The organism is Streptomyces sp. NBC_00259 (assembly GCF_036181745.1).
Taxonomy (GTDB): Bacteria; Actinomycetota; Actinomycetes; order Streptomycetales; family Streptomycetaceae; genus Streptomyces; species Streptomyces pratisoli.
The window spans coordinates 20206-47143 of the sequence record NZ_CP108080.1; the positions used below are offsets into that span (position 1 = coordinate 20206).

General features: G+C 65.0%; 21 protein-coding genes and 7 pseudogenes. 13 read left to right on the forward strand and 15 right to left on the reverse strand.

Annotated elements, in window-relative coordinates:
* Positions 1-72 precede the first annotated feature (72 nt).
* Together OG766_RS00090 and OG766_RS00095 are read left to right on the forward strand one after the other, a co-directional pair.
* Positions 73-540 carry a hypothetical protein gene (locus OG766_RS00090; protein ID WP_328724188.1) on the forward strand — a complete coding sequence of 156 codons (468 nt, stop codon included), beginning with the start codon at positions 73-75 and terminating at the stop codon, positions 538-540.
* A 79-nt stretch (positions 541-619) separates the two neighbouring features.
* Positions 620-1414, forward strand: a complete 795-nt coding sequence (locus tag OG766_RS00095; protein WP_328724189.1) for an IS5 family transposase — start codon at positions 620-622, stop codon at positions 1412-1414.
* Between the two features lie 245 nt (positions 1415-1659).
* Here the strand turns inward: OG766_RS00095 and OG766_RS00100 are convergent, their stop codons facing one another.
* Both OG766_RS00100 and OG766_RS00105 read right to left on the reverse strand, forming a co-directional pair.
* Positions 1660-2541, reverse strand: a complete 882-nt coding sequence (locus OG766_RS00100) for an NAD(P)-dependent oxidoreductase (protein WP_328724190.1) — start codon at positions 2539-2541, stop codon at positions 1660-1662.
* A gap of 315 nt (positions 2542-2856) precedes the next feature.
* Entirely contained in the window at positions 2857-4434 is a 1578-nt protein-coding gene (locus OG766_RS00105; RefSeq protein WP_328724191.1) for an amidohydrolase family protein, read from the reverse strand.
* 560 nt (positions 4435-4994) lie between these two features.
* Here OG766_RS00105 and OG766_RS00110 point away from each other — a divergent pair.
* Positions 4995-5731 (forward strand): annotated as a pseudogene (locus OG766_RS00110) (helix-turn-helix domain-containing protein).
* 14 nt (positions 5732-5745) lie between these two features.
* Here OG766_RS00110 and OG766_RS00115 read toward each other — a convergent pair.
* The 3 genes and pseudogenes from OG766_RS00115 to OG766_RS00125 form a co-directional block, all read right to left on the reverse strand.
* Complete coding sequence (locus OG766_RS00115; RefSeq protein ID WP_328724192.1) at positions 5746-6792, reverse strand: zinc-binding alcohol dehydrogenase family protein; 1047 nt, start codon at positions 6790-6792, stop codon at positions 5746-5748.
* Positions 6793-7499: 707 nt separating this feature from the next.
* A pseudogene (locus tag OG766_RS00120) lies at positions 7500-7769 on the reverse strand (transposase); the annotation flags it as partial.
* Positions 7770-7776: 7 nt separating this feature from the next.
* A pseudogene (locus tag OG766_RS00125) lies at positions 7777-8539 on the reverse strand (transposase); the annotation flags it as partial.
* A gap of 142 nt (positions 8540-8681) precedes the next feature.
* Here OG766_RS00125 and OG766_RS00130 point away from each other — a divergent pair.
* Both OG766_RS00130 and OG766_RS00135 read left to right on the forward strand, forming a co-directional pair.
* The gene (locus OG766_RS00130; RefSeq protein ID WP_328724194.1) at positions 8682-10274 is read left to right on the forward strand and encodes an ISL3 family transposase; all 1593 of its coding nucleotides are present in this window, start codon (positions 8682-8684) and stop codon (positions 10272-10274) included.
* Positions 10275-10330: 56 nt separating this feature from the next.
* A complete protein-coding gene (locus OG766_RS00135) occupies positions 10331-10762 on the forward strand; it encodes a DUF4259 domain-containing protein (RefSeq protein ID WP_328724195.1) in 432 nt (143 codons plus the stop codon).
* A gap of 56 nt (positions 10763-10818) precedes the next feature.
* Here OG766_RS00135 and OG766_RS00140 read toward each other — a convergent pair.
* The 3 genes and pseudogenes from OG766_RS00140 to OG766_RS00160 form a co-directional block, all read right to left on the reverse strand.
* Positions 10819-11147: pseudogene (locus OG766_RS00140) on the reverse strand (IS110 family transposase); the annotation flags it as partial.
* Positions 11148-11374: 227 nt separating this feature from the next.
* A pseudogene (locus OG766_RS36630) lies at positions 11375-12184 on the reverse strand (winged helix-turn-helix domain-containing protein); the annotation flags it as partial.
* A gap of 580 nt (positions 12185-12764) precedes the next feature.
* Positions 12765-13691 carry a helix-turn-helix transcriptional regulator gene (locus OG766_RS00160; protein WP_328724200.1) on the reverse strand — a complete coding sequence of 309 codons (927 nt, stop codon included), beginning with the start codon at positions 13689-13691 and terminating at the stop codon, positions 12765-12767.
* Positions 13692-13824: 133 nt separating this feature from the next.
* Between OG766_RS00160 and OG766_RS00165 the strand changes: the two genes are divergently transcribed.
* Entirely contained in the window at positions 13825-14745 is a 921-nt protein-coding gene (locus OG766_RS00165; protein WP_328724201.1) for an oxidoreductase, read from the forward strand.
* 33 nt (positions 14746-14778) lie between these two features.
* Positions 14779-14857: pseudogene (locus OG766_RS36635) on the forward strand (IS5/IS1182 family transposase); the annotation flags it as partial.
* A 183-nt stretch (positions 14858-15040) separates the two neighbouring features.
* Here the strand turns inward: OG766_RS36635 and OG766_RS36640 are convergent.
* Positions 15041-15388 (reverse strand): annotated as a pseudogene (locus OG766_RS36640) (helix-turn-helix domain-containing protein); the annotation flags it as partial.
* A 75-nt stretch (positions 15389-15463) separates the two neighbouring features.
* Here OG766_RS36640 and OG766_RS00175 point away from each other — a divergent pair.
* From OG766_RS00175 to OG766_RS00195, 5 genes are all read left to right on the forward strand, one after another.
* Positions 15464-15907 carry an ester cyclase gene (locus OG766_RS00175; RefSeq protein ID WP_328724202.1) on the forward strand — a complete coding sequence of 148 codons (444 nt, stop codon included), beginning with the start codon at positions 15464-15466 and terminating at the stop codon, positions 15905-15907.
* 307 nt (positions 15908-16214) lie between these two features.
* On the forward strand, positions 16215-17096 hold the full coding sequence (locus tag OG766_RS00180) for a helix-turn-helix transcriptional regulator (protein ID WP_328724203.1): 882 nt from the start codon (positions 16215-16217) through the stop codon (positions 17094-17096).
* 337 nt (positions 17097-17433) lie between these two features.
* Positions 17434-18555 carry an MFS transporter gene (locus tag OG766_RS00185; protein ID WP_328724204.1) on the forward strand — a complete coding sequence of 374 codons (1122 nt, stop codon included), beginning with the start codon at positions 17434-17436 and terminating at the stop codon, positions 18553-18555.
* A gap of 494 nt (positions 18556-19049) precedes the next feature.
* Positions 19050-19846 (forward strand): IS5 family transposase gene (locus OG766_RS00190; protein WP_328727404.1). Its coding sequence is split into 2 segments (ribosomal slippage): positions 19050-19752 and positions 19752-19846, totalling 798 coding nucleotides; the frame shifts between segments, so codons are not numbered across the junction.
* Between the two features lie 38 nt (positions 19847-19884).
* Positions 19885-20316 (forward strand): DUF4240 domain-containing protein, encoded by a 432-nt coding sequence (locus tag OG766_RS00195; protein WP_328724205.1) that lies wholly within the window; start codon positions 19885-19887, stop codon positions 20314-20316.
* A 396-nt stretch (positions 20317-20712) separates the two neighbouring features.
* Here OG766_RS00195 and OG766_RS00200 read toward each other — a convergent pair whose 3' ends face one another.
* The 4 genes from OG766_RS00200 to OG766_RS00215 all read right to left on the reverse strand — a co-directional run bounded on the left by OG766_RS00200 (position 20713) and on the right by OG766_RS00215 (position 23326).
* Positions 20713-21123, reverse strand: coding sequence for a Sec-independent protein translocase TatB (locus OG766_RS00200; protein WP_328724206.1), 411 nt, complete (start codon positions 21121-21123; stop codon positions 20713-20715).
* A 41-nt stretch (positions 21124-21164) separates the two neighbouring features.
* Positions 21165-21977: a twin-arginine translocase subunit TatC gene (gene tatC, locus OG766_RS00205; RefSeq protein WP_328724207.1), complete on the reverse strand. Its 813-nt coding sequence runs from the start codon at positions 21975-21977 to the stop codon at positions 21165-21167.
* A 76-nt stretch (positions 21978-22053) separates the two neighbouring features.
* On the reverse strand, positions 22054-22350 hold the full coding sequence (gene tatA, locus OG766_RS00210; RefSeq protein WP_328724208.1) for a Sec-independent protein translocase subunit TatA: 297 nt from the start codon (positions 22348-22350) through the stop codon (positions 22054-22056).
* 478 nt (positions 22351-22828) lie between these two features.
* Complete coding sequence (locus OG766_RS00215) at positions 22829-23326, reverse strand: transposase (protein WP_328724209.1); 498 nt, start codon at positions 23324-23326, stop codon at positions 22829-22831.
* 127 nt (positions 23327-23453) lie between these two features.
* Here OG766_RS00215 and OG766_RS00220 point away from each other — a divergent pair, with 127 nt between their 5' ends.
* A complete protein-coding gene (locus OG766_RS00220) occupies positions 23454-24317 on the forward strand; it encodes an IS630 family transposase (RefSeq protein WP_328724210.1) in 864 nt (287 codons plus the stop codon).
* A gap of 19 nt (positions 24318-24336) precedes the next feature.
* Here the strand turns inward: OG766_RS00220 and OG766_RS36645 are convergent, their stop codons facing one another.
* Positions 24337-25146, reverse strand: a complete 810-nt coding sequence (locus OG766_RS36645; RefSeq protein WP_423247226.1) for an MBL fold metallo-hydrolase — start codon at positions 25144-25146, stop codon at positions 24337-24339.
* A 396-nt stretch (positions 25147-25542) separates the two neighbouring features.
* Positions 25543-26433: a fumarylacetoacetate hydrolase family protein gene (locus OG766_RS00230; protein ID WP_328724212.1), complete on the reverse strand. Its 891-nt coding sequence runs from the start codon at positions 26431-26433 to the stop codon at positions 25543-25545.
* Positions 26434-26938 lie beyond the last annotated feature (505 nt).

The following is a 26938-nucleotide window of genomic DNA, read 5'->3' on the forward strand; positions in this document are numbered from 1 at the left end:
CTGCAGCTGCGGTCGAGGAAGACCATGCTGTGAGAGCGCACTGAGCCTCGCAAGCGAACGGAGCCCGCATCGATGGCAAGACCCCCTGGCGCATTTCATTCGATCACGTTCGCGGCCTGGCGTGACCGTCTTCCTGGGCAGCACCGCGCCTCCGATCGGTACTACGTCACGCTGGCGGAACTCCTTGTGCGCCTCGGGAGCTTTGGGCTCGGCCTCACTTGGAAGGTGCGGATCGACGACGCTCGACTGGTCACCAGGTTTGCCGAGATTGAGAAGGCTTCCTCCGGTGCCGGGATCGGCACCCTGGAGCTACTGGCCCTGGTCGCGCCGGACCTTCAGTTTGTTGACGCGGACTTCGCGGGGTACGCAGGCAATGAGCTGAAGGTGGTGCTGCGGGAGTTCGACAGCACAAGTTGGGACCTCTGCACCGCGGATGCCTCGGTAGTCCGGGAGATCCGCCAGCACTTCCCGGACGCGGTACCGACTCCTGAGGACGTTCTCCAGGAGATCCCCTGGCCGACCAACCGGCGAGAGATCTGATCCAACGCTCTCACTGATCGTTTCTGGGCGTTGAACTGTGGGTCTTGCGCTCGGCGATCTTGGTCTGCAGGGTGTCCGGGTGCGCGCTGATCTTGTTCCGGACGACCTGTGGGAGCGGGTGGCCATGTTGCTGCCGCATTCTCCCGAACGACGCCACCGCCATCCCGGGCGACTTCGCGTTCCGGACAGGGCGGCTCTCGCCGGCATCATGTACGTGCTGCGGACCGGCGTTGCCTGGCGTGACGTTCCGGCCGAGGTCGTGGGCTGCTCCGGCGTGACGGCTTGGCGCCGGCTGCGGGACTGGACCGAAGCGGCCGAGGGCGTCTGGCCGCGCCTTCACTCCGCCCTGCTGACCGAACTACGCCGCGCGGACTCGCTAGACCTGGACGACTGCGCCGTGGACAGCTCGCGCGTCCGCGCGCTCAAAGGGGGGATCACGTCGGCCCCTCGCCCGTCGACCGTGCCCGTCCCGGCTCCAAGCACCATCTGGTCGTCGACCGCCACGGAACCCCGCTCGCTGTCACGCTCACCAGCGGCAACCGGCACGATGCTCGACGCGATCCCGTCGATTCGGGGTCTGCGGGGACGCCCCCGCCACAAGCCCCGGCGCCTGTACGCAGACCGCGGCTACGACTTCGACAAGTACCGCCGCCTGCTGCGGCAGCGCGGCATCAAGCCGTTGATCGCGCGACGCGGCGTCGCCCACGGTTCCGGACTGGGCAAGGTTCGCTGGGTGGTCGAGCGCGCGTTCGCCTGGCTGCACCAGTTCAAGCGACTCCGCATCCGCTACGAGCGACGTGCCGACCTCCACCAGGGTCTCCTCGAACTCGCATGCAGCATCATCTGCCTCCGACGGCTCCAGGCGGCATTCTGAAACGATCAGTAAGACGTCCAGCCCATGCTGGTCGAACCACGCTTCAGCGCCCCAGACAAACACATTTGGGATGATGCCCGTGATCATGGCTCTCGCTGTCGGTCCTTGGTGGCCGGCAGGGCCGGGCTGGAGTGCTGGGCAGTGTGTCCTGAATCCCGACCCGCGCGAAATCCGTTGCGCCGGGCCGATCAGAGCCTGGGCCATTCTTGGGTTCGATCTGTGCATAGTTCGCCGACTAGAGAGGGTCAGTGGGCGGCGTTGATGGCTGCGGCCACGTCGTCGTTGCCATGGCCTTTTGAGATTGCTTGGGCCCACCGTTTCAGCAGTGCTTCGGTGAGGGGGAGTTCGATCCTTTCGAGGCCGGCGGCTTCGAGTGCGAGCCTGGCGTCCTTGTTTGCGTGGTGCAGCGGGAAGCCGGCGGTGAAGTCGTTGTTGACCATGGCCCGGCCCTTGGCCAGTGCGTAGGCGGATCCCAGCGGGGTTGCCGCGATGGTCTTCAGCAGGAGGTCTGGGTCAAGTCCGAGTGCTGTGGTGAGGCTGATGGTCTCGGCCATGCCCTCGGTCAGGACGGCAAGCCAGTTGTTGAGTACCAGTTTGAGCCGGCTGCCGTCGCCGGGACGGTCCAGCCACAGGGTGTGCCGCCCGATGGCGTCGAACAGCGGTTGCACCTGGGGGCGCAAGGTTGGGCCGCCGGAGGCGAGGACGAGCAGCTCTCCGCGCTCGGCGGGTTCCGAACTGCCGGAGACGGGAGCGTCCACGAAGCCGACGTGCTCGTCAGCAAGCCGTGCCAGACGCTGGGTTGCGCTGAGCCCGACAGTGCTCATCTGAACCCACACCGCATCTGAGGGGAGGGTGGTCAGGGCGCCTGCGGGACCGGTCATCGCCGCTTCCACAGCGGCGCCGTCGGCAAGCATGGTGAGTGTGACGTCGGTGCCCGAGGCGGCCTCTGCCGGTGTGGATGCCACAAAGGCACCGTGGCCGGCGAGCGCTTCGGCCTTCTCCCTTGTTCGGTTCCACACCCGTACCTCGAAGCCCGCGCGCAGAAGGTTGCGTGCCATAGGGGCTCCCATCACACCGCAGCCAAGGACCGCAACCCGGCCCTTCTCAGTCTTCGCTTGCTCAGTCATCACACACTCTTCTTGGTAGCAAGGGCCAGCCTCGTGCGACGGCTGCCTCCCGGGAGGCAAAGTCGTCCGGGTGTGCCTGCGGCCGGGAACGGCAGCAGGCACACCCGACACCTCCTGACACACGAAGGCCGACCAACCGATGTGACCGTTTCGGGATTGGGACTGGGTTGGCCGCAATCCTTCAAGTCGCGAGTCAGGAGGCGGTCAGTCTCCGAGAAGGGCCGGCGACATGTCATCGTCATGCCGCCGGCCATTCCGCTGGATCGGGAGTCTGCGGTGCCGGGAATCCCGGCGTCGCGTCCCCCGGTCTGCTGACTACTCGCCGAGTTCGAAGGCCGGCGGGTTCTGGGCTGCGGCCCAGTTCTTCTCGCCGATCCGCTCGCGCAGGTGGTTGGCGGTGTCCTCGCCGAGACGGCGGGCGCGGTCGAAGTCCAGGCCGACGAGGCGTCCGTTGTGCTTCATGACGCGGCCGTTGATGAGGACCGTGTCGACCTCACCACGCTGGGCGTGGAAGACGAGCTGGGCCACCGGGTTGTTCAGCGGCACCATGGACGGCGAGTCGGCCCGCACGAGCACCAGGTCCGCCAGCTTGCCCGGAGTGACCGAGCCGAGCTGACTGCCCAGACCGAGCGCGTCGGCGCCGCCCTGGGTGGCGAAGTGGAACACGTCCTCGGTGCGCAGGTTGTTGTTGATGACCGACTTGTCGTCGGCGTGCGCCCTCACGTGATCGATACCGCGGTCGGCGTTGAGGGTGGCACGCATGGCGGCGAACATGTCCGCGCTCCACCACACCTGGGTGTCGCTGGAGAGAGAGATCGGGATGTTGTGGGCGTGGATCTTACCGGTGGGCGGGTAGCCCTGGCCCGCGTTGAGCTCGCTCTCAGCCGCGATGGAGACGTTGCCGCCCGTCTCGGCGATCAGACGGTAGGAATCCTCCGACATCGTGCCGCAGTGCACGTACGTGTTCGTCGGCAGCAGGAACCCGTTGTCCCGCAGATTCAGGATCTGGGGGTCACCCATCCAGTTCCGCACACCGGAGTGCATCGTCACCGACAGGTCGTGCTCACGCGCGAACTCCCACGCGGGCCGCTCGGGGAACGCCCGCTCCAGGCCCGTGCCGTCCCAGGCGAGCTGAAGGGTCACGAGCTGGTTCCGGGAGGAGAAGTGCTCGCGCTGCAGCCGCGCGACGTCACCCTTGTTGATCCACTCGTGCGGCAGCGTGAAGGAGTACCCGTACGCCAGCCGCGCCCGGCCGCCGGAGTCGAACAGGCCCTCGGCAGCGGCCTCGGCGTATTCGTAGTTCTTCAGATCCTGGGACCAGTCCACGCTGGTGGTGACACCGGCGTTGATCGCCTCGGCCATGGACAGCAGGTTGCTGGAGTACAGGTCCTGCGGCCGCCAGAACGGGGCCCACTGCTGGTAGATCCAGCTGAAGTAGTTCGCGATGGTCCACTCAGCGCCGAGCCCGCGCAGCACCGTCTGCCACATGTGCCGGTGAGTGTCGATCATGCCGGGCATGACGATCGCGCCGCGCCCGTCGATCACCGCGGCATCGCGGGGTGCGGACAGGTTGCGCCCCACACCGCGAATGGTCTGCCCCACGACGAGGACATCGCTGTTTCGAAGCGTGCCCAGCTTGGGGTCGCCGGTGACGACGGTGGCGTTGCGGATCACGACCGGGCGGCCGGCCGTGAAAGAGATGGGAGCCTTCGGAGCCTCGGGACGGGCCACGGCGGTGGTCGTCAGGATGCCACCGGCGAGGGCGGCACCCGCTGCCGCGCCGACCAGCGCGGACCGCCGGGACAGCCCGGTGCGCGCCGCGTGCTTGGGGCCGTTCGTCGACTCGTGATTGTCGTTGCTGTCTATCTGCACGTCGGATCCTTCGTTACTCATCAGCGTTTCCTTCGACGTCATGCCAGGGTGAGTTGGCACCCTTAGCTAGGCGACGCGCCTTCGATTCGGCCGGGCGCAGGGTGGGCGGACAGCGCCCGGTGGGAGGGCTGTGGGCTTTCCTGGGCGGGCATAATCGTTGTGCCGGTCGCCGGCCACGCATCTAGAAGACCACCCCAGGGCTTCTGCTTCAGGGCCCGAGCAGACCCTAAGGTGACAGGTACCGAGGTGGCAGGTACTAGCAGGACCACCCAGCGCCCCCAACAGTGCTTATAGGTGCTACACACTGTTCGAAATGGGCTGCACTAACGACATCACCGACTGTCTGTTGCCCTGCCTGCCCGAAGCACCTCGAGCCAGGCGGTGAGCAACGACGGAACAAGCGAGGCCGGCCAATAGCACTCGCACCGGGTCTCAGGCTATGAAGAGCTGTTCGACGGCCACGCTCGGATAGCGATTGCTCCGCTCGCGGACGATTCACTACTGATGTCCTGCGCCAGTAGTTAATCCTTAGTAGTTGCGTGACTTCTATTGCTGGTGCGTCAGCTCCTCGTCGGGGCAAGCTGGAGCCGTTGCTGCTCTCTGTTGATGAGCAGGCGGTGTTGGAGCGGTGGACGCGTAGGGCGACATCGACCCAGGCGCTGGCCCTGCGTGCGCGGATTGTGCTGGCGTGCGCGGGGCCGGAGGCGTCGGCGATCGTGGCGGTCACCCAGGAGCTGCGGGCGACCGCGGACACGGTCCGCAAGTGGCGGCGGCGTTTCCTCGCCGAGCGGCTGGACGGGCTGGCCGATGAGCCCCGGCCGGGCCGGCCACCCAACATCAGCGTCGATCAGGTGGAAGCAGTCATGGTCACCACGCTGGAACAGTTACCGAGAAACGCCACCCACTGGTCGCGGTCATCGATGGCGCAGCACAGTGGCTTGTCGACGTCGACCGTGGGCCGGATCTGGCGGCAGTTCCAGCTCAAGCCGCATCTGGCGGACACCTTCAAGCTGTCGACCGACCGCTGTTCGCGGAGAAGGATCAAGGCTTGGCTGGTCAAACACCCGCGGTTCGAGCTGCACTCCACCCCGACCGGCTCCTCGTGGATCAACAGGTCGAGCGGTGGTTCGGCTACCTCGCCCACCAGATGATCCGTCGCGGCGCACACAAGAACATCCACGCCCTGGAAGCCGACGTCCGGGCACGGGTCAGGGACTGAAACAAAGACCCCAAACCGTTCATCTGGACCAAGACCGCAGAAGAGATCCCCGACTCACTCGCCCGCTTCTGCCGATGGATCTCCGGCGCAGGACACTAGCAACACAGCCGCAGCTAGACCTTGACCACGAGCTTCTGGGCGGAGACGCCCTTCTTGAGTCGGTCGAGAGCGACCGGGATGTGATCGAGGCCCTCACCCACCACAACCGCCTCCGGTGCGGCACGGAACACCTTCGCTTTGAGGGCAGCCGGCAGATAGTCCACGTAGATGCCCGGCCCGACCTCGTTGTCCTTGAGCGTGCCGCCCCAGATCGCGCTCACGTGCACGCCGTGGCGTCGACGGGTAAGCATCTGAAGGCGGGTCATCAGAGCGGGCTGGGCGGACGCAATGCGCTTCGCGCCTGTCGCTCGTGCCGCGACAGCCAGCGACTTCGGGACTGAGCCGTTGCCTATCGCCAGCGTACCGGCAAGTGGACTGTCGCCGACGGCTTTCATCACCCGCGCAGCCGCGTCGCTGCCGTGGTAGTCGACCGCCTCGGCCGCGCCCAGCGAGCGTACGTAGTCGAAGTTGTGCGGCGAGCAGGTGGTGACGACCCGGAACCCGGCGCCGCGGGCTAGCTGGATGGCGTTGCTGCCGACGCTGGTCGAGCCGCCCCAGACCAGCACGGTCTCGGCGCGGTCGGATGGGCTGATCGTGGGCAGCGGAAGCCCCAGGTGGTCCCGCTGGCAGAGGCCGGTGGCCGCGGTCGACAGGGTCAGCGGCAGCACCGCGGCCTGCTCGAACTCCAGGTCGTCGGGGATCGGCGAGACCATCGTGTTCATCAGGACCGCGTAGTGCTGGAAGGCACCCTCGGCGGCCAGGTTGCGGTTGCACTCCAGGCCGGTCGCCATGCCGAGCACGCGGTCCCCCGGACGCAGGCGGGTCTCCCCTGGCCCGACTTCGACGACCTCGCCGGCCACGTCGCTGCCGATGACGGCCGGGAAGGTCAGCCAGGGCAGGATCACGCGGTAGGCGAGACCGGGGATGCCGTCGACCGGGTTGACCGCGACCGCGCGGACCCGCACCACGACCTGGCCTGGGCCGGGCGGGGTGTAGGGCGCCGGGCCGACCTCGAAGGCAGCACCTCGTTTGGGCAGCCAAAGGGCATAATTCTGCGGCATGGCAGACTCATTTCACCGTGATGGGACTTGATCTCATCAACCTTGTTGGGCCTGGTCAGGCTCGTATGAGGATGGGTATGTCGCGGTGGCAGGTGGCCGAGGACAAGGAGAGTCTGCAGTGCCGGACGATTTGGTAGAGGCTCAAGCCTGCGCTGTGTCTTTTGGGTCGTGTGCCAGTCGTTGCAAGGTGCAGAAGGCGTGGGCGGCCAAGACGAGGGGGGAAACGCCCCTGAGTGAGTCGAGGTGGAGGCCGGTAAGGTAACCCGTGGCCCGGGGACTGCTTGATGGCCAGCGGCAGGCCGCGGCCGTCCCCCACGAGGTGGGACTCGGACATCAGCCCGCCGCGAAAGTTCGCATCTCGCCGATGCCTCCTTGATATTGCGCGTATGAAGGCGCCGCTAGGCATGGAATGACCCGTCTCCCGGTCCGGGGGATGATCCGGGAGACGGGCGTCTCATTTCCTCCAGTGCCGCACCACGTCCGAGGACGTCTCGAGCTCGTCGTAAGCGCGCAACATCAGTAGATCACTTGGCGGAGTCCCAAGTGATCAAAGACCTGGCCCTGCCAGTACCTGGTAGGCCCCTTGCCGTTCGGCCTCAGATCTGCTGCCCGACTCAAAGCCAGGGGCACCCCGAAGCCTCCGGACGCCTGTGTCGAGAGCTGGGAGAGTAGATACTGAGATTGAACTCGTGATGTCGCATGGTGGCTCAGGTGGGTCGGATGGTCAGACCGGTCTCGGCGAGGCAGCCGTCTATGAGGTGGCTGCGGTACTGGATGTGCCGTAAGCCGCGTCGGATGCGCTGGACGAGGTGTTCGGGGGTACTGAAGGCGACGTTGGAGAGCCAGCCGCGCCGCAGCAGTGACCAGATCCCTTCGACGGGGTTGAGGTCGGGTGCGTAGGGCGCCAGGTAGTAGATGGTCAGCCAGTCCCGGTCTTCGGCGAACTTCCGCAGGCCGGCGGCCTTGTGGACGTTGAGGATGCCCCTATGTTGCGTCAAGCGGCAGAAGACGAGGCAGCAAGGGCAGCGGCGGCTGGATCTGACGGTAGATCTCGCGAGCGACGTAGCGTTTGAGGCAGCGGATGATCTCGCGTTTCGACATGCCCTGTTTCGTGCGTCGTTCGAGGTAGAGACGGGTGCGGGCATCACGGCGGATGCGTGTTACGACGATGCGGTAGAGGGCGGCGTTGGCCTGCCGGTTGCCCCCGCGGTTCAGCCTGCGACGCTGGGTCTTTCCAGGAAGACTGCTCGACAGGGCTGACGCCGCACAGAGCTGCGAACGATGCCTCGCTGGCCAGTCGTTCCGGGTTGTCGCCGGCGGCGATCAGCAGGGCAGCGGCACTGTCGGGCCCGACGCCGATGATGTCCAGGAGCTGCGGGTGGCAGCGACCGACGGCTTTGGTGACCCGGCGGGCGAGTTCCTTCACCTCGGCGGTCAGCTGCTGGATGCGCCGGGCCAGGAGCCGGAGCGTGAAGACGGCCGCGTCGCCTGCGTCTGGTAGATCGGCGCACCTGGCGATCAGGGCCGTGTTGCTGAGCTTGGACAGTGCCTCGCGCAGCGCGGGATCGACACCGAGCAGCACGGCCTTGAGCTGGTTCTTCGCCTGCGTGCGGGCCTTGACGGCCGACTCCTTCGCCAGTCGCAGCACGCGCATGTCGGCCGCCGGGCCCTCGCCGGTCTTGGGCGTGACGTCAGCCCGTCCGGACAGGACCGCGCGGGCGGCGGCCTCCGCATCGACGGCGTCGGTTGGCTTTATCGAGCAGAGTAGCGGCTCTGGGCCACTTTCTGTGGTTGCGTACGCAGGGTGACTGTTGATCTTCGTGTGATGCCGGTTGAGTTCGCCCGAAAATCGCCCGGCTGGAATGCGGTGTGGTCGACAGTCCTTCGCCGTGAACGAAGTGCTGCCGCAGCTGGATGAGCTGTTGTTTTCCTCAGTCGAAGGCGTGTCCGTGGAGTCGGTCGAGGTGACCGACACGGTCGTCCGGGTCGAGGCCCGGACGACCGCCGAGCGGGCCGCCTGCCCGGGGTGCGGATATTGGTCGGTTCGAATACACGGCTCCTACCTGCGGTTTCCTCGCGACCTGCCGACGGCGGGCAAGTTCGTCGTGGTGTCGTTACGGGTGCGGCGATTCGTCTGTGGGGAGGATTCCTGCCCGCGCAAGACCTTCGCCGAGCAAGTACCAGGGCTCACCCGCAGGTTCGGGCGAAGGACCGAGCGGCTGCGATCGGCGCTGGTGTCGGTCGGACTCGCGCTCGCAGGCCGAGCCGGCGCCCGAATGACGGACGCCTTCAAGGTCCCGGTCAGCAGGAACACCCTACTGAGGCTGATCGCCTCGCTTCCGGACCCCGTCGCTGCCGCACCCCGTGTGGTCGGCGTGGACGAATACGCGCAGCGCAAGGGCCGTATCTACGGAACTGTGCTCGTCGACGTCGAAACACGTCGTCCCATCGACCTCCTGCCTGACCGGGAGGCGGACACGCTCGCGGCCTGGCTCGCCGAGCGGCCCGGCATCGAGATCGTCTGCCGCGACCGAGCCCCCTTCTTCGCCGACGGTGCCACCCGCGGTGCCCCGCAGGCCATCCAGGTCGCCGATCGGTGGCATCTCTGGCACAACCTGGGTGAAGCCGCCGAGAAGTGCGTCTACCGGCACCGCGGCTGCTTACGTCCTGTTCCGGCTCCGGATGAACCGCAGGAGGAGGAGCCGGCCACGTTGTCGCCCTGGCCGACAGGGCACCGGTTCGCCGAACGCACCCGCGTAAAGCACGCCACCATCCACGCCCTCCTGGCGGCCGGGCACAGCAAGCGATCCGTCGCCCGGCAACTCGGCATGACCCTAAACACCATCCTGCGCTTCTCCCGCGCCACGACCCCGGAGGAGATGTTCACTGGCCAGTGGCAGAGCCGTGCGACCAAGCTCGACGCCTACAAGCCCTACCTCGATCAGCGCTGGCAGGAAGGCTGCACCAACGCCTGGAAACTGTGGGAGGAGATCAAGGAACAAGGCTATCCCCGCGGTTACGGCAGCGTCCGCGATTACGTCAGCAGAAGTCTTCGCGGCAAGCCCCAACCGGTCGGCCCCCGGCCGCCATCGGCTCGCGCCGTCACTCGCTGGATCCTCACCCACCCCGACGCCCTACCCGAAGGCGACCGGCTCCAGCTCAAAGCCGTCCTCACCAACTGCCCCGAACTGACAGCACTCGCCCAACACGTGTGCTCCTTCGGCCACATGCTCACCAACCTGCAGGGCGACCAGCTGCCGAAATGGATCGAAGCGGCCACCGCCACCACCGATCTGCCCAGCCTTCGTCACTTCGCCCAGCACCTCGAACGTGACCTCGACGCCGTCATCGCCGGCCTCTCACTCCCGTGGAACTCAGGCGTCGTCGAAGGCCATGTCAACCGGATCAAGATGCTCAAGCGCCAGATGTTCGGCCGCGCCGGATTCAGCCTCCTACGCAAGCGAGTCCTCCTCGCTCCGTGATCGCGTTGTCGGTGCTTGATGCGAGGATCCCGGCGAAACGACGAAAGGAAATCAGCATGGGCACCTGGGACACCGGCCCCTTCGACAACGACACAGCTGCAGATTTCGCCAACATGCTGGACGATGCCGAGCCGGAAAAGCGTGAGGCCTTGGTCCGAGGCGTCCTCATCCGCACCATCGACGCAACTGGCTTCCTCGCGGAAGCGGAAGAGGCGGTAGCTGCCGCCGCACTGATCGCAGCGCAATGCCCTGGAGGTGAACCTGTCGACACCCCCTATGGCCCTGAAACACCCATGCCCATGTTTGCCACTGACCTTCGGGCCCTCGCTGACGAAGCCCTCGCCCGCATCGCAAGCGACGAGGCTGGGCCAGCCTCAAACTGGGTTCACCCCGAGGAGTGGAAGCAATGGCGCACGATGCTCAACCGCCTGCGCGCAGTGCTTGACCCGGCGCCGCCTGCCATCGCTCTCTTCGATGTCGAGCCATAACGCAGCGTCACTCGTCACAAGAAGTGGACCAGAGCCGCTAGACATCAACGAAGCCAGTCGGTCTTGCCGCGCTTGCGGCGCAGGGCGCGGTCGGGCTGATTGACCTCGACGACCTGGACGTTCTCCCGGCTCAGGAAACGTGCCGGGGCCGCTCCGTAGGATCCGGTGCACTCCACACCGGCTCGGCGCAGGGCACCGAAAGAGCGTGCCCAGGCCAGGAGTTGGCGGTATCCGACGGCGGTGGTCGGGAACTGCTGGTGGGCCAGGAGCGCCCCGAGCACGGTGACCACGGCGGCGACATGCACGTCCTTGTGGGTGTCCACCCCAGGATCACGTCCTCGGCCAGCGGTTCCTTCGGCTGTGCGGGCAGAGTCGGCTGGGACATGGTGGTGATGGTCACGCGGCTCCTCGATCGGCACGGGGCTGTGGCCGACGTCGGGCCGGTGGGCGGTCAGAACTGTGACGGTGCCTTGTGCGGCAAGGCCCCTATCGGGACACGCCCGCCGGTCCGGCGGCAGCAAGCACCGCCCGGGACCATAGGCCGACAGATCCTGAACAGGGCAGACTGGGCCAGTTGTCCCACGGGTCAGACCCTGGCCCCGGACGGCGCCCATGAGTCTCACAGTTGTCCCAGACGAGCACGATCGGGCCGCCGAGCTGCTGGTGGGCGGCGATCAGCAGGTCCCGGTAGTCGCGCCAGGAGAAGCTCTTGCGTCCGTCGCGGCGGCCGTCGTCCCGGCGAGGCCGGTAGATCAGCCGGGACCGGTGGCCAGGCTTGTAGCAGGTCAGCGCGGCGATGGATATCCGTCTGCGGGAACGGCCCCGCACCCGCACCACCGGGGTCCGGCCACGCTGTGACCAGGTCTTCGCCTGCGGCGGCGTCATGGAGAATCCGGCTTCGTCCTCGAAGACGAGCCAGGCTCCACGAGCCGCCGCGAGCCTTCCGCGCAGGGCCACACCTCCTTCACCCACCCGGCCACCGCCTCGTCGTCCCGCTCCATGGCGCGTCGGGCCGGGACCTGACAGGACCAGCCGTTGCGTACCAGCAGTTTCCGCACGCCCTGGATGGTGTACGTCAGATGGAAGCGCCGGCCGATCACCGTCTTGATCCGCGCGAGCGTCCATCACTGGTCCTCCCAGCCGTGCGCGGCAGGCCCCTTGGCCAGCTCCGCCTCCAGCTGGGCGAACTGCTTCCCGCTCAGCCTCGGCAGCGACGCCGGCCCCTGTGACCGCAAAGCCCGCGGGCCGCCCTCGTCCCACATCTGCCGCCATCGCTGCACGGAGCGGACGCTGACCCGCAGGTCCTTGGCGATCACCGAGCTCGCCTCGCCCCAGGCGAACCTCTCGGCCGCCTTCAGCCGTAACTCCTCGCGGGAACTGCTGCCGTTCGACCGTCAGCCCGCCCCCTTGTGGATATCGCATGCCCCGGCGATGCCGCAGGGACGACGAGCCGTCAGCCCCTGCGACACCACGAGTTCAACCTCAATAGTTACTCTCGGAGAGCGAGCAGTTACTGCCTGCCCAGTCGGCCAACGACCGGAAACGCGGCGAGTTCGTGAGGGTTCTTGGAAGACATCATTCGTGCCTACCACGCGCCTTGGACCTGGTGGCTCTCGACCATGATCAGTGGGAACTCCTCACCGGTGGCGTGGACAGTGAGCGTTGCGGCGAGCCTTCCGACGACCCCGGCCCTCGAGCACAGAGGCATCGGTGATGGCAACGTCGGCGTAGCCCATCATCACGCCCAGGATCGACCGAACGAACGCCTCACGGTCCTTACGCCGCCTTAGGGAAGCTGGCTGGGCTCGTCGGTGATCACCTCGGGGGCAAGCCTGCCGGGACACCCAGCACTTCGCCCCTGCTCAGCGCGTCGTAGGGCCCCACCACGACGTCTACCGGGCTCTGCCCTACCGTCTCCAATCGCCGACGCGACGCAGTCGGGCGTTGCTTAGAGGTTCACGAGTTGCGGCGTCACCGTACAAGGCCAGGCGCCAGTCAGCTGCTAAGAGACGGCAGTCCCGCTTGCGGGTCGTTGCTGTTCTGCCGGGTCAGCTTGGAGCACAGAATCGCGGTTCCGCTCACGCGTCGCGTGCAAGGACGCGAGAAGTTGTAGGCGCTCGAAGTCTGCGGTGTCGGGCTGAGCAGTATAAACAAGAAGAAAGGGGCCCGGGTCGCCAGGCAATGGATAGTTGTCCCAGGCCAACGTGATCTCGCCGACCTCAGGATGACGGAACTGCTTGCTTCCGTGAACAGATGACCTGACATCGTGACGGGCCCACATGCGCCGGAAGTCGGCGCTGTGGATGCTCTGCTCACCGATGATGGCCGCGGCGCGCGGGTGCTCAGGGTCTCTTGCTACAGCTGCCCGCAGAATCCCGACGTACTGGAGTGCAGAGGTCTCCCAGTTCGGGCAGCGCTGACGGGCCTCAGGATCGCGGAAGATCAGCGTGAGCATATTCCGCTCGGCAGGCGCAAGTGTTGCCGGGTCGCCGAAGAGTGCTTCAGCGAGCGTGTTCCACGCCAGGACATCCAGATGCTGACTCAGTACCAGCGCTGGGGTGCACATAGCGTGCAGCAGATGCCGTGTGCTATCCGGCACGCGTTCCGGGCTTCGCCGAGCGCGAGCCGAGGCGTGGCGCCGTGCCGCCCGCGCAAGATTGAAGAGGTGCTGGTGCTCATTCTCATCGAGATCGAGCGCCGCGGCCACAGCATCGAGTACATCATCGGACGGCCGTACTTGACGTCCCTGCTCCATGCGTTGGTAGTAGTCCGTGCTGATTCCCGCCAGCAGCGCGATCTCCTCGCGACGCAGGCCAGCCACTTTGCGCCGGCCGCCTGGCTCCAGGCCAACATCCTGAGGACGCACCCGGTTGCGCCGGGCACGGAGGAACTCACCCAACTCTCGTGCTGAGGGGTCTTGTGTGGTCATGCCGCCAGTATGGTTGCGGGCCGGCCGCCAAAGGTAGGTCCGAGATTCCCAGGCGCCCTGATACGACGGAAACGACCCTGCTGCCGCCTAGTGTCGCTGCCGAACGTACTCGCAATCTTCGAGGAGTATCACCTTGGCTGCATGGAGCGCCGAACAAATCCCTGGCCAGGACGGCAAGGTCGCTGTGGTGACGGGTGCGAACTCAGGGCTCGGTCTGATCACTGCGAGGGAACTCGCCCGGCACGGTGCACAAGTCGTACTTGCCGTACGCGACACCGATGCAGGCCAACGCGCCGTCACAACGATCCGCAAGGCAGTCCCGGAAGCCAAGGTCCAGGTGCGCAAGCTGGACCTGGCGTCTCTCTCCTCGGTCGGCGCATGTGCCAAGACGCTGACCAAACAGTTCCCAGCCATCGATCTACTGATCAACAACGCCGGTGTCGTAAGGCTTGGTCCGCCGCTGACCACGGCAGACGGCTTTGAACTACATATTGGCACCAACATGCTCGGGCATTTTGCGCTCACCGGCTTGCTGCTGGACGCACTGAGCCGCGCTGATGCGCCCCGGGTGGTCAGCTTGAGCTCGGTCACCCACAAAGACGTGCATCTGGACTTCGAGGACCTGATGTCGCACCAGGACTACGACGCCAGCCGCGCTTACCGCCGCTCGAAGCTCGCGACCACCGTCTTCGGCCTCGAACTCGACAGGCGACTACGCGCTGCCGACTCGCCTGTCGCCAGCGTCATTGCCCATCCAGGTCTGTCGAACACCAACTTGACTCCCCGCGCGTGGGAAGGCCGTGGGAAGTTGGGACACCTGGTCGCACAGGGCTTTCTTCTCATCACTCAGTCGCCCGAGAAGGGAGCGCTGCCTCAGCTTTTTGCCGCTACGAACCCAAGCGTGCGCAGCGGACAGTTCTTCGGCCCGTCGGGCTTCCGGGAGGCGCGTGGGAATGTCGCCGAGGTCAAGCCAAGCGCCGAGGCCGTCGATGCGTCCGTCGGAGAGCGCTTGTGGTCCGCTGCCCAATCTCTGACCAAAACCTTCTATCTCTGAGAGGTGCACAGACTTCCGCGTCTTCGCTGACCGCGCGAACACACCACCCTGGCGAAGATCGCTGCCGGGTTCGGGATCAGCGAGTCCACCCGGCCACGCTTACACCCGCACTGGCTCCTCGAACGACGACGGCCCGAAGGCGATCAGCAGGAGGACCGCCCCCGCCATCTACTGCCGACGTCGAGCAAAACTTCACCTTGGTCAGCCAGGAGACCCTGAAGGTCAGCGGCAGCGCGACACCAGGGACAGAAGGGGCGCCCTGTTGGTTTCGTATCCTGCCATGCTCGGCGATCTGACGGCTCAGGGCTGTCTGCGTCATGTAGAGGCGCGCCGCAGCTCGGACGAAGCTGGCCTCTTCGGCCACGGCGACGGGGTAGCGCAGCCGCCGGATGTCGAGATCCATGATAGGTATGCCTCCCTGCCCATGCCAGTCCGACATCGCGGAGGGGCATATGGGCATTGCGGTGTCGGAAGCCGCGGGCCCACCGTGGAACGGTCGGTGGAACGCCCCCCCGACGCCGTGGTCAAGCGGGGGACTCGACCTCCATCGCGTGCCCGTATGCGTGCTGTGTCGGCGACGACGGAACGGGCGATGGTGCTGGGTCGGACGCTGAAGCCGCTGGCCCATGAGGATGCTCCACATCCATCCGGCGCTGACCGAAGACGTGGAACAAGCGTCTTCTGGCTCGGTGAATCAACTATCAACTGGAGGTAAGTAATGGCAAAGATTGAGCTGCCGACGTGGCTTGAGGAATACGTCGACGCAGTCAACAAGCACGCCCCGGCCGACGTCGTCGCGATGATGAGCGAGGACGTCGTAGTGGTCGACACGGCTTTCGGAGGGTCTTACACCGGCAGGGGGGCCGTGGAACAGCTGTTGTCGGGTATGGATGCCGGCCTTTCCAGCGATTATCGATTCACCGTCAAGAAGTTCATCATCTCCGGTGACTCCTACGCGTTCGAGTGGGACTTCTCCGGAACGAACGACAGGGCGAATCCGGCCATGGGACTTCCCGGAACAGGCCAAGAGTTCACTGTCCCAGGGCTAACCATCGGGGAAAGGCGCAACGGCATGATTTCGGAGAACCGGGACTACTGGAACGTAGCGGCGCTCTTGATGCAGCTCGGCGTCATGCCCGCACCGGGCGGCGAGCCGGAGTGATCTGCCCGGTGCCCACACACTGAGCGGCTGCCTCCCGGGACGACAACGGTCTGTTCGTCCAGGGCGGTGAAGATGTCCTCAATTGGTCGCTCGGCCATCCGTGACGCAGTCGCACTCGATGGACGCCAACACAGTGCTAATCATCTAGCCGTCGGTGACAGCCGCAGCAGGACTTCGTGGTCCGCAGCTGCACCGGCACCGGTTCCAAATGAACGGGTACGAGCTGCTGGCAGGTTCTGGGAAGGCAGGTACTGGCAGTACCACCCAGCGCCCGTCACAGCATCCGGCGCTGCTTCACACTGGACGCATGGACCGTAGTAGCGAGATCGCCGACTTCCTGCGTTCCCGCCGTGCCCGGATCTCACCCGACCAGGCAGGGCTCGGGAACGACGGCCGCACCCGCCGGGTGCCCGGACTACGCCGCGACGAAGTCGCCCGCCTGGCCGGGATGAGCACCGAGTACTACACCCGCCTCGAACAGGGCCGCGCCGGAACCCCCTCCCCCGAGGTCGTCGAAGCGCTTGCACGCGCCCTGCGACTCGACGCCGCCGAACGCGAACACTTCGCCGACCTGCTCGCACGCCCCACACCCACCCGCCGCACCCCGACCGGCCCACAACGCGTTCGCCCAGGCCTGTACCTCCTGCTCCAAACCCTGGAACACGTCCCCGCCTTCATCATCGGCCGACGCACCGACATCCTCGCCGCCAACCGTCTGGCCTGCGAAGTCCTCACCGACTTCGACGCCCTCCCCGCCACCCAACGCAACCTCGCCCGCTTCTACCTCCTGGACCCCGACGCACGAGACCGCGTCGGAGACTGGGAACAGATCGCCGCCGAAACCGTCGCCATGCTCCGCCTCGAAGCCGGCCGCCACCCACACGACCGAAGGCTCTCCGACCTCGTCGGCGAACTCACCCTGCGCTCCCCCGAATTCAGCACCTGGTGGAACGACCACCGCGTCCTGCGCCGCACCCACGGCACCAAGCACTACCACCACCCCGTAGTCGGCGACCTCCACTTCGCCTACGAATGCCTCCAAGCACCCGGCGACACCGACCAGACCCTCTGCGTCTACAACCCCCAACCCGAAACCACCACCACCGAAGCACTCCAACTCCTCAGCAGCTGGACCGCCCCCCAAGCCCCCACCACCCCCACACCCACACCCACCACAAACCCAACCTGACGCCAGGTTGCTGTTGTTGGTGACCATCTCTCGCACATTACAGACAAGCGACAAGGTGGCCCGCCGGGCCCAGACAACTCCTCTGAAGGGCGTGTCGCCCTCCAGCATGCGCGACACACCACACTCCTCATTCTTCTACCGTGAAATCCTTGCCCCGTGGCCGCATCGGACGGACAGGAGGAAGCGGCGGCACAAGGAGCCGAAAATGTCAGTCAAATCGAAGGTCATGAGACCCCGCCGCGACACAGTGCTGCTCGATGGATCGACTGGCATCGGCATGCCCCGGCCCCAGACTCCTACACATTGGGTATGGCTTGCATCGTGGCCAGTGGCTACGATGTTCATCCTCTCCAACTCGGCGACACCTCTGTATGTTTCATGGCAGCGCGACATAGGTTTCTCTCAGAGCACGCTGACCTGGATCTTCGCCGTATATATAGTTGGCCTTCTCGCTTCCTTGCTCGTTTCTGGTCCACTTTCCGACCGAATAGGTCGCAAGCCCGTTTTGCTACCGGCCCTTGCGCTATCTCTCATCAGTTGTGCAATATTCCTTTCTGCATCATCCGTAACCGCCCTCATAATGGCCCGCTTGCTCACCGGAATATCCGTGGGAGCCATCGTGTCGTGCGGCATGGCTGCCGTGGCAGACATCGCCGGTCCGCACCGTAAGAAGCTTGCCGCTTTGCTTTCCTCCTCAGCCATGGTATTCGGCTCGGGAGTTGGACCGCTATTTTCCGGAATTGTCGCGGAAGTGATGGCCGCCCCGATCATTCCTGTTTTCAGTGTCGTACTGGCTTTGATTCTCGTCTCTTTCGCCCTGGTGGGCAAAATGCCCCTCCACTCCCGCCGCCAGGCTGGTCCACTGGTGCGCGTACCGGGCGTTCCCCGAAAAGCCTTCGTGCACCTGATACTGGCAATTGCCGTTTTCGCCCCCGGGCTTTCAGGGACGTCCTTCTTCCTCTCCCTGGGCCCTTCTCTGCTATACGAGATCACCGGTAACGTCAGTACGGCAATAGCTGGCATTCTGGTCTTCCTCACCTTCGCATCGGCTACGGGCGTCCAGTTCGCGGCGCAGCGATTCAGCCCGGGGAGGCTCCTCGCGATCGGAGTAGCCAGCACCGCCATGGGAATGGTCATGCTCTTTTCAGCTGTCACTATTTCGTCATCTGTAATGATTTTCGTGGCCGCTACATTTATCGGCGCTGGCCAGGGGGCCGGACAACTTGCCGGGTTCACCTTGTTGAACCTGATCATCCCGTCTACTCGACTGGCGGAGGCGAACTCCGCCCTCAGCGTGGGCGCATACGTTCCGGCAGCGACGCTTTCACTGATCGCCGGCCGTGTAAGCGATGCCACCAGTATCGAAACGAGCGCGATTACCTTGTCAGTAATACTCATAATTATCGCGGCGTTCAGCGCTGCCGCTATTTTCCTCTTCAGGCGGCGCATCAAACAATAGCGCTGGACATCTCGGCATGAAGTGCGAGTCACGATCGGACGGGTCCGACAATGCGGGAGGGCCAACTCAATGCCGCTACCGCTCTACCCCACAGAAGCCCTTCACAGCAGCCGCCCATCCATCCTTGGTGGCTGCCTGCACCTTCCCGATCTGCTGCTACGGGTCAACCCGCGGCAGCCCCACCCGTGACAGCTTCAGCAGATCCGACAGTTTCACAGTGGCAACCCGTGTTGCTTACGGCACATCACTGTCGGCCTTGCCACCGTCGACAGAAGCAACTGCGAGGCGTGTAGTCTGCAGCGGCAATTACACGTCCAGTTGAGCTCTCTCAGTCCGATGAGAAGAGCCCCTACAACGGCTAACACATAAGCTGGATTAGCCCTGCTGGTCGTGTGAGGTGCGGGAGTTGAGCGTTCGGTCGGGTGTGGGAACATCGCCTTAGACGTCATTCCTTATGGCGTGATCGTTCGTTGAGCCGCGCATGAGTTGAGCGGCTGGTGCCGGACGAGTTGTGGGTGGTGTTCCGGCGGGTGGTGCCGCCGACGGAAGTGATACGTCCGCAGGACGGTGGCCGACGTCGGGCAGATGATAGGGAGGCGCTGGCCGCGATCATCTTCGTGGCGACGTCGGGCTGCACGTGGCGGCAACTGCCGCCGGTGTTCGGCCCGAACTGGCAGACGGTCTACCGCAGGTTCGCCCAGTGGAGCCGGGACCGGGTCTGGGCGAGGCTTTACCGCGTGATCCTCGACGAACTCGGGGCGCGAGGCGAGCTGGACTGGTCGCGGTACGCGATCGACTCCGTCAGTCAGCTGGCCGCAAAAGGGGGGCCACTGACCGGACCGAATCCGACCGACCGCGGCAAGTTGGGATCGAAGATCCACCTGATCACTGACAGGAACGGGCTACCGCTGTCCCTGGGCATCTCCGGCGCGAACATGCACGACAGCCAGGGCTTGGAACCGCTCGTGCGGGGCATCCCGCCCATCCGGTCCCGCCGGGGCCCCCGGCGCCGACGGCCAGCCAAGCTGCACGCTGACAAAGGCTACGACTACGACCACCTGCGCCGGTGGCTGTGCGAGCGCGGAATCCGCCACCGCATCGCCCGCAAGGGCGTCGAGTGCTCACAGCGGCTGGGCCGGCATCGCTGGGTGGTCGAGCGAACCGTGTCCTGGCTGGCCGGCTGCCGAAGGCTCCACGCCGCTACGAACGCAAGGCCGAACACTTTCTCGCCTTCGTCGGCATTACAGCAGCCCTCATCGGCTACCGCCGAATAGCCAGGGCAAGCAACTGACGCCCCGGCTGTCACACCCATCCGCCATGCTCTCCGACATGAACGAAAACGCCTTCTGGCGGCTCATCGAGGCGTGCAGACCCTCCATCACCGACCCCGAGGGCGATGAGCTCGCCGCTGCCTTGATAGCCCGCCTGACGAACGGCCCTGTATCTGACGTGGTCGGCTTCGCCGAGCAGCTCTCCTGGGCCCTGTACAGGCTGGACCGCAAGGAATACAGCGATGACCTGTCGAGCGATCAGTTTCTCTACACCCGGGCTGCGGTCGTCGCAGCTGGCCGTGACGAGTACGAGAGCGTACTTCGAGACCCAGAGCGGTTCATGCCATACGCCAACGACCTCGTCTGGGCCGAGGCCCTGCTCTACGTACCCGACAACGCATACAAGCACCTCACCGGCGACGAATGGGACCGCAGCACCCGCTACAGCTACGAGTCGTACTCCAAGACAGCCGGATGGGCCGGCGAATAGGCCCGACGGTCGCTCCTACCTCACCATCTCCACAGCCGGCGCCTGGTCCGTGACTACGAGCGACGCACCGACCCAGCGAGAGCGTCATTGGTCAATGACGCATCGACGGCATCCGCCACACCCACAACATCTCGGCCAGCAACAGACCGAGACTTCCGCGACAGCCGCCAACTCACGCCGAGCCAGCAGAAACCGCACATGAGGTTCGGAAAGAGAACGACCTCTTAGCCGTGTCACCAACTTACCGAAGCAGCTTGGGTTCAACTGGTTGAATAGAGATGTGCACGGCTTTAACCTCGCGCCACACCGGCCGACCGTGACCGTTTCACTCGGGAGAGGACTGGGAGAACCTCATTGCCTGGGATTATTCGTGCCACTCACGAGAGCGCGGGCGGATTAGGTGCGTGGCTGGTCACCCGCGCCCGACAGAGTCTGTGCCTCGTGAGTGAAAGTAGGCTCGGGCTTGGCTGTTTTCTCAAACGATGGGCCCTGACGACTTTCGGTATCACTGAGTGGCTCTTCGAAATCAAAGGCTGTAGCGATCTCTCGCAGATCAGACTCTTCATCGGCCTTGAGAAGGGCCTGTTCAACCAGTGCCTTTGGGTGAAGGTCGCGAAGGTGCAGATCAGTGAATTCCGGGCCGAGTTCTCTGCGTATGTCGGCTTGGGCGTTGCTGGAGAACGATCGGATCTTGCGGATGAGTCCTGACAATTCCGAGACGGCCTTGGGGAGTTTTTCCGGCCCGAGAACGACAATCGCGATTATGAGTACGGCGAGTACCTCGAGCAGGCCCATACCGAAGAACATTGTGCCTCCTGGGCGGGTGCAGAGTCACGGGTTGGTCAGGCTCAACTGCCGTGGCCTGATTCGTGGAGGGTGGGAAGCGGTGAAGGCTCGTCGGGGCTGAGGTTCGCCGCCTCCTTGCGGGCGCGGCGGCGGTCGTTGACCCAGGCGACGGCGCAGGCAGTCAGATAGAGGACGACGATGGGGCCGGCAAGTGCCACCATGCTTAGCGGGTCGCTGCTGGGCGTGGCGATGGCAGAAAAGACGGTGATGCCGATGACCATATGCTGCCACCAGCCCGCCATGCGGGCGGCGCTGACGACGCCGGCCAGGTTGAGCATGACCAGGACGAGAGGAAGTTCGAAGGACAGCCCGAAGACGACGACCATGCGGGTGGCCAGGTCGAGGAAGTCGTCGATGGGCAGGATGTTGGTTGCCTGGTTCGGGGTGAAGGAGATCAGCACCTGTGCCGTGGTGGGCAGGATGGTGTAGGCGAGGCCGGCTCCGACGAAAAACAAGGGGATGCCTGCGACGAGGAAGGCGAGGGTGTACTTCTTCTCATTACGGTGCAGGCCCGGTGCGAGATACCTCCAAAGCTGATAAAGCCAGATAGGGCTCGCACCTATAAGACCGGCGGTCAGTGACACCTTCAAGGCGAGAGTGAAAGGTGAGAGGAGGCCGTTGGTGGCGATGATGCCGCATCGTCCGGCGTTCGCCGTGCTGCCGCCGGCCAGGGTGGAGCAACCAGGCAGCGGGGCGATGACGAGTTCGATCAGCTGCTTGTAGAACATTCCGGCGACGAGCGTCGTCACAAAGACCGCACCGATTGCTTTCATCAGGCGGCTGCGTAGTTCGCGAAGGTGCTCCCCAAGGGTCATGTAACCCTGGGGAGCCTGTGATGCGGCTGAGAGCACGAGCAAACCTCAGTTCTTTCCTCGCAGGGGGCACCTAATGTCAGCGCGTGCTCGAGACGTCCTGGGGGTGGATTTCCGCTTCGGCCTCGTGTGGCTTGGGGGCGGCTGCAAGGTGGCGCGGCGCGGATGCCTGGGGGGCGGCACCTGCCTGCGCGGTGGAGGATGCTGCGGTCGTGGTCCCGTCATCTGGGTCGCGCATCGCCTTGGTTTCGCTCTTGAGGATGCGCATGGACTGGCCGAGTGAACGGGCCATGTCGGGGAGACGCTTGGCGCCGAAGATCAAGACAACAACGACGAGGATGAGCAGGATTTCCGGTGCTCCGAGTTTGCCGAACATGCGGGTTGCCTCTCGTGTCAGCAGGGCGGTAACGCCGTGCGGGGATGGGCTTATGCGCTGACGGGCGGCCACACTGCGCGCCTCGCCCTCGCGGAGAAGCCTCCCGCCGCGCTGGATCGAGTTGAGGTCCGGGGAGGTCACCGGCCCGTCGAGCAGGGCAGAGGCGGGGGCTCGTACGCCTACCGTAGGCGTTGCATCGGTCGGAGGTGATGCCCGGCAACGGAATCCGTCATTCATGTGTGGGTTTCCAATACTTGAGCGTGCCATCCCGTCGGCGGATGGCCCTCCACACGGGCTACGGACTGGCCGGGCTGGTTCGCCATACGCTCGCTTGTGGGCAAGGGCTCGACTGGTTCAGTCATCGGCTATAGCCCAGGGCAAGTCGCTGATGTGCGGCGTGCAGCCATGCATTCAGGTCTGTCAGCTGGAATAAGCCTTCGAGGCGACGAAGCCTGTTGGCAGCCGCTGCGTTCGCCGATCATGCGACTGTCGGTTTCCCCCTCTGTGTACCGATGGGAAGCGCCGCGCAAGTCGTCCGCGGGTGCCGGATCGGAATGCCCTGAGCGGGATCCTGTTCGTTCTGGACACCGGTGTATCCCCCTCTTCGGCCGGTGGCAGCGGCGCGCTGGTGAGCGCGGACGATGGTGGAGTCGATCTCTGGATCTGCTGCAAAGCCGGTGAACACACCGTCCAGGGCGTAGCGGCGGAAGCGGGTATAGAAACCGTCTTCCACGGGGCCATAGTGTTCCGGCAGGTCACGCCAGGAGATCCCGGTCCGGATCTTGTAGACCATCCCGTTGATGACCTGCCGGTCCGCCACCCGCGGCCGGCCCGTGGCGGCCCGCTGTATCAGCGGAGCGAGTAACTCGGGCTCGGAAGTGAGCCCTGCCCACTCAACTTCGTGCGACTGGGCCGCAAACGCGACGTGCTCACCGGGGGCCAGGACATCCGCTCGCTGTTGCGGACAGGCGGCCATCGCGACGATGTCTCAACTGCTGCCCCTACTGAGCAAGTCGGCACCTGCTTCGTCACATACCGCTACCTTCAACGCCTCTGCTAGTCTGCTGAGTCAGGAGTTCTGTTCAGATATGTAGGCTTGCCTCATGGCGCGGACGGGGCGGCCGAAGGCCGAGTTGAGACTGTCGGATGAGGAGCGGGCTGCACTCGAGGGGTGGGTGCGGCGTCGTTCCACGCCGCAGGCGTGGGCCTTGCGGTGTCGGATCATCCTGGCGTGTGCCGAGGGTGGCCTGTCGCAGTCGTCGGTGTCACGGATCTGGCGGGCGTTCGGACTGCAGCCGCATCGGTCGGAGACCTTCAAACTGTCAACCGATCCGTACTTCGTCGACAAGGTCCACGACGTCGTGGGGCTTTACCTGGACCCGCCCGAGCGGGCGTTGGTGTTCTGCGTGGATGAGAAATCGCAGATCCAGGCCCTGGACAGGTCCCAGCCCGTGCTGCCGATGATGCCCGGGGTTCCCGAGCGGGCGACCCACGACTACGTCCGCTCCGGGACCACCACACTGTTCGCGGCCCTGGAGGTCGCCACCGGCAAAGTCATCGGCTCGCTGCACCGCCGACACCGCGCCGAGGAGTTCAAGAAGTTCCTGGTCAAGCTCGACAAGGAAGTGCCCGCCGGCCTGGATGTCCACCTGATCTGCGACAACTACGCCACCCACAAGACACCCGCCATCAAGAAGTGGCTGCTGGCCCATCCCCGGTTCCACCTGCACTTCACACCGACGGGCTCATCCTGGCTCAACCTCGTCGAGCGATGGTTCGCCGAACTCACCAACAAGCAGATACGGCGAGGCGTCCACAGATCCGTCCAAGCCCTGGAGAAGGACATCCGCAACTGGATCGCAGCCTGGAACACCGACCCGAAGCCCTACGTCTGGACCAAGACAGCCGACGAGATCCTCGAACGCCTTGCCTCATATCTGAACAGAATTCCCGACTCAGAAGACTAGGGCCTCTCAGTCTCACGGGTTATGTGAACCAGCGTCGGGCTTGTCCTGCAAGAACGCGTCCGAACTGGAGTTCAGGGAAGTGAGCGCCTGCACCAAGGGTCCTGCCGTCCTCAAGTTCGCGGAACAGTCGTTCACGGACTCGTTGCGCGAGTTCAGGATCGACGTCTCCGATCGCTTGCCAGGCGGGTTCATCGAGCTGCACTGGGCAGATGACCGCGTCGCCGAGGAGCAGTGCCCGGTGGCTCCCGGCGGACACGATTACGCAGAGATGTCCAGGAGTGTGTCCCGGTGTCATGGTGAGAGTGATGCCAGGCGCGATGGTGGTGTCGCTGCTGACAGGTCGGAGATCAGCGCCACGGTCGGAGGCAGTGCGGAACCCCTGTCGGATATGGTCAAACATCCACACCTCGGGGTCTGCGACGAAGTGGTCCCAGTCATGGGCGCCGAACCAGATGGTGGCGTGCGCGAAGACCGGAAGGGCGTCATGGTCGAAGAGCCAGCCGCAATGGTCGGCGTGCAGATGGGTGCATACAACGTCGGAAACGTCCGGCGGCGTGATACCGACTGCGCGGAGTCCGAGCAGAAGTTGGCCGCCGACAAGGAATCGGCGTGCCCCGTCGTCGCGCATCTCCGGTCCCATACCGGCGTCGACAAGGATGGTTCGGTCCCCAGTGCGTACGAGGAAGCAGCCGATGGGCAGCCAGGCCAACCCATGGCGGGAGAAGAGGTCCTCGTGGCCCTCAAGACGGGCGTGGGCTCCGAAGTAGGCAGGCGAGGCCCGAAAGGTCCCGTCGGCGATGGGGTGAATATCAATGTTGCCGATCAGCATTGAGGCCCCCGGAGGTGTGGTTACGGAGCGACGGGGTGCAAGGGTGGGATCTCACCGTCGCTGAGCGGGTGCCGCGGATTCCCGATGGGCACACAGGAACGAACAGGGCGATCGCAGCAAGGAAGAGGCCATGGCTTGGCTTCCGGGTCCGCTTGAAAGCAGTTGGGCGATGCCTGGTGTCGCAGCGGCGAGTGTGCCGTTGGCGTGGCGACGCTGGGCACCAGGAACTGTACGTACGCAGCGACGGCCGGTGGCCCGTCAGCGAGCGGGACGAGGCGGCGGCCGAGCCGAATCGGACCGGGGGCAGTGGAGCAGCGGCGTAGGCATGAAGACACGGCCCCAGGGGGCGTGGATCTCTTCCTGAGGAACGCAAGGACCATAGTGGCCGCCCCGGCACTACGACGCTGTCCGCCTAACAGTGTTGCGGAGAGTGCCCAGACCGGTGACAGCACACTCAACAACATCACCCGGGACAAGGAACCGCGGCGGGTGGAAGCCGATGCCGACGCCGGCGGGGGTGCCGGTGGCAATGATGTCGCCGGGCAACAAAGTGATTCCCGCAGAGATCACTCTGATCAGTTCCGGGATGTCAAAGATCAGGTCGGCAATCGCAGCGTGCTGACGAGGCTCCTCGTTCACGGTGCTGGAGACCACCAGCTTCGCAGGGTCGCCAACCTGATCGGCGGTGACCGCCCACGGTCCCATCGGCGCGAACGTATCCAGGGACTTTCCGAGCAGCCACTGCTTGTGGTCCCGCTGCAGGTCCCGGGCGGTGACGTCGTTGACGATCGTGTAGCCCCATACGTGCTCAAAGGCTCGCTCACGAGGGATCGCCTTGCCGCCACGGCCGACGATTACGGCGAGCTCGGCTTCGTAATCCAGCTCGGAAGTGACCTCGGAGTGGGCATCGATGTCGTCGTAAGGCCCGATCACCGCTGTGGTGGCCTTTGAGAAGACGACCGGTGCGATCGGGAGGTCTTCGGACCGGTCAGGGCTGTCGTAGCCGGATCGACCAAATTCCCGGACATGTTCGCGATAGTTCTTGCCGACCGCGAACAGATTGCGACGGGGCCGCGTGATCGGCGCGAGCAGCCGTGGCGCGGTCACCACAGGCAGGTCGGAGGCTGCGGCGATCGCTGGTTCGAGGTGCTCCCACTCGTCGATGACATCGAGCAGCGTGCGCTGCCCGACCACACCGCTTAGGTCGTGCACGGTCACATCATCGTCCCCGACGCACCCGACCGATGCAGATGCACGCTCTCCGCCCACGAACGTCACCAGCTTCATCGAACGCCTTCCCAAGCGCAGACTGCGAACAATGCGAAATGTGATTAGGAATTGGTCCTCGGGTCAGGTTAGCTCTTCCCTTTTCGACTGTCACCTCAATGGCAATAGCGGTTGGGAACCCACCGATTGAAGGCGTCATGCGGAACCAGGAGCAGCAGGTTACAATTCGGGCCGACGGTAAAGGCGGTGCTGAGACGCTTCGAGCCCGACAGTTGGCCGACGCGAGCGCTCATCACCCTCGAGACCACACGCGTGCGGGCCGACCTGTGGGATCGGATGGACCCCCACTCGACCTCATGCCAGACACGGTCACGACGGGCGCCTCGTCCTAGTTGTCCCGGTCGGTGTCGTGCACGACACCGACCGGGACAACAGCCAGGGCCACGACCGCTTCAGCGCCGAGGCCTGTAGCGACGGGATCGCCCACTCACAGGCAGCGATTACCGTGGCCCTCAGCGGTCCTCGCCCACGGATTCAGGTGATCTCGTTGGTGCGATGGTTTGAT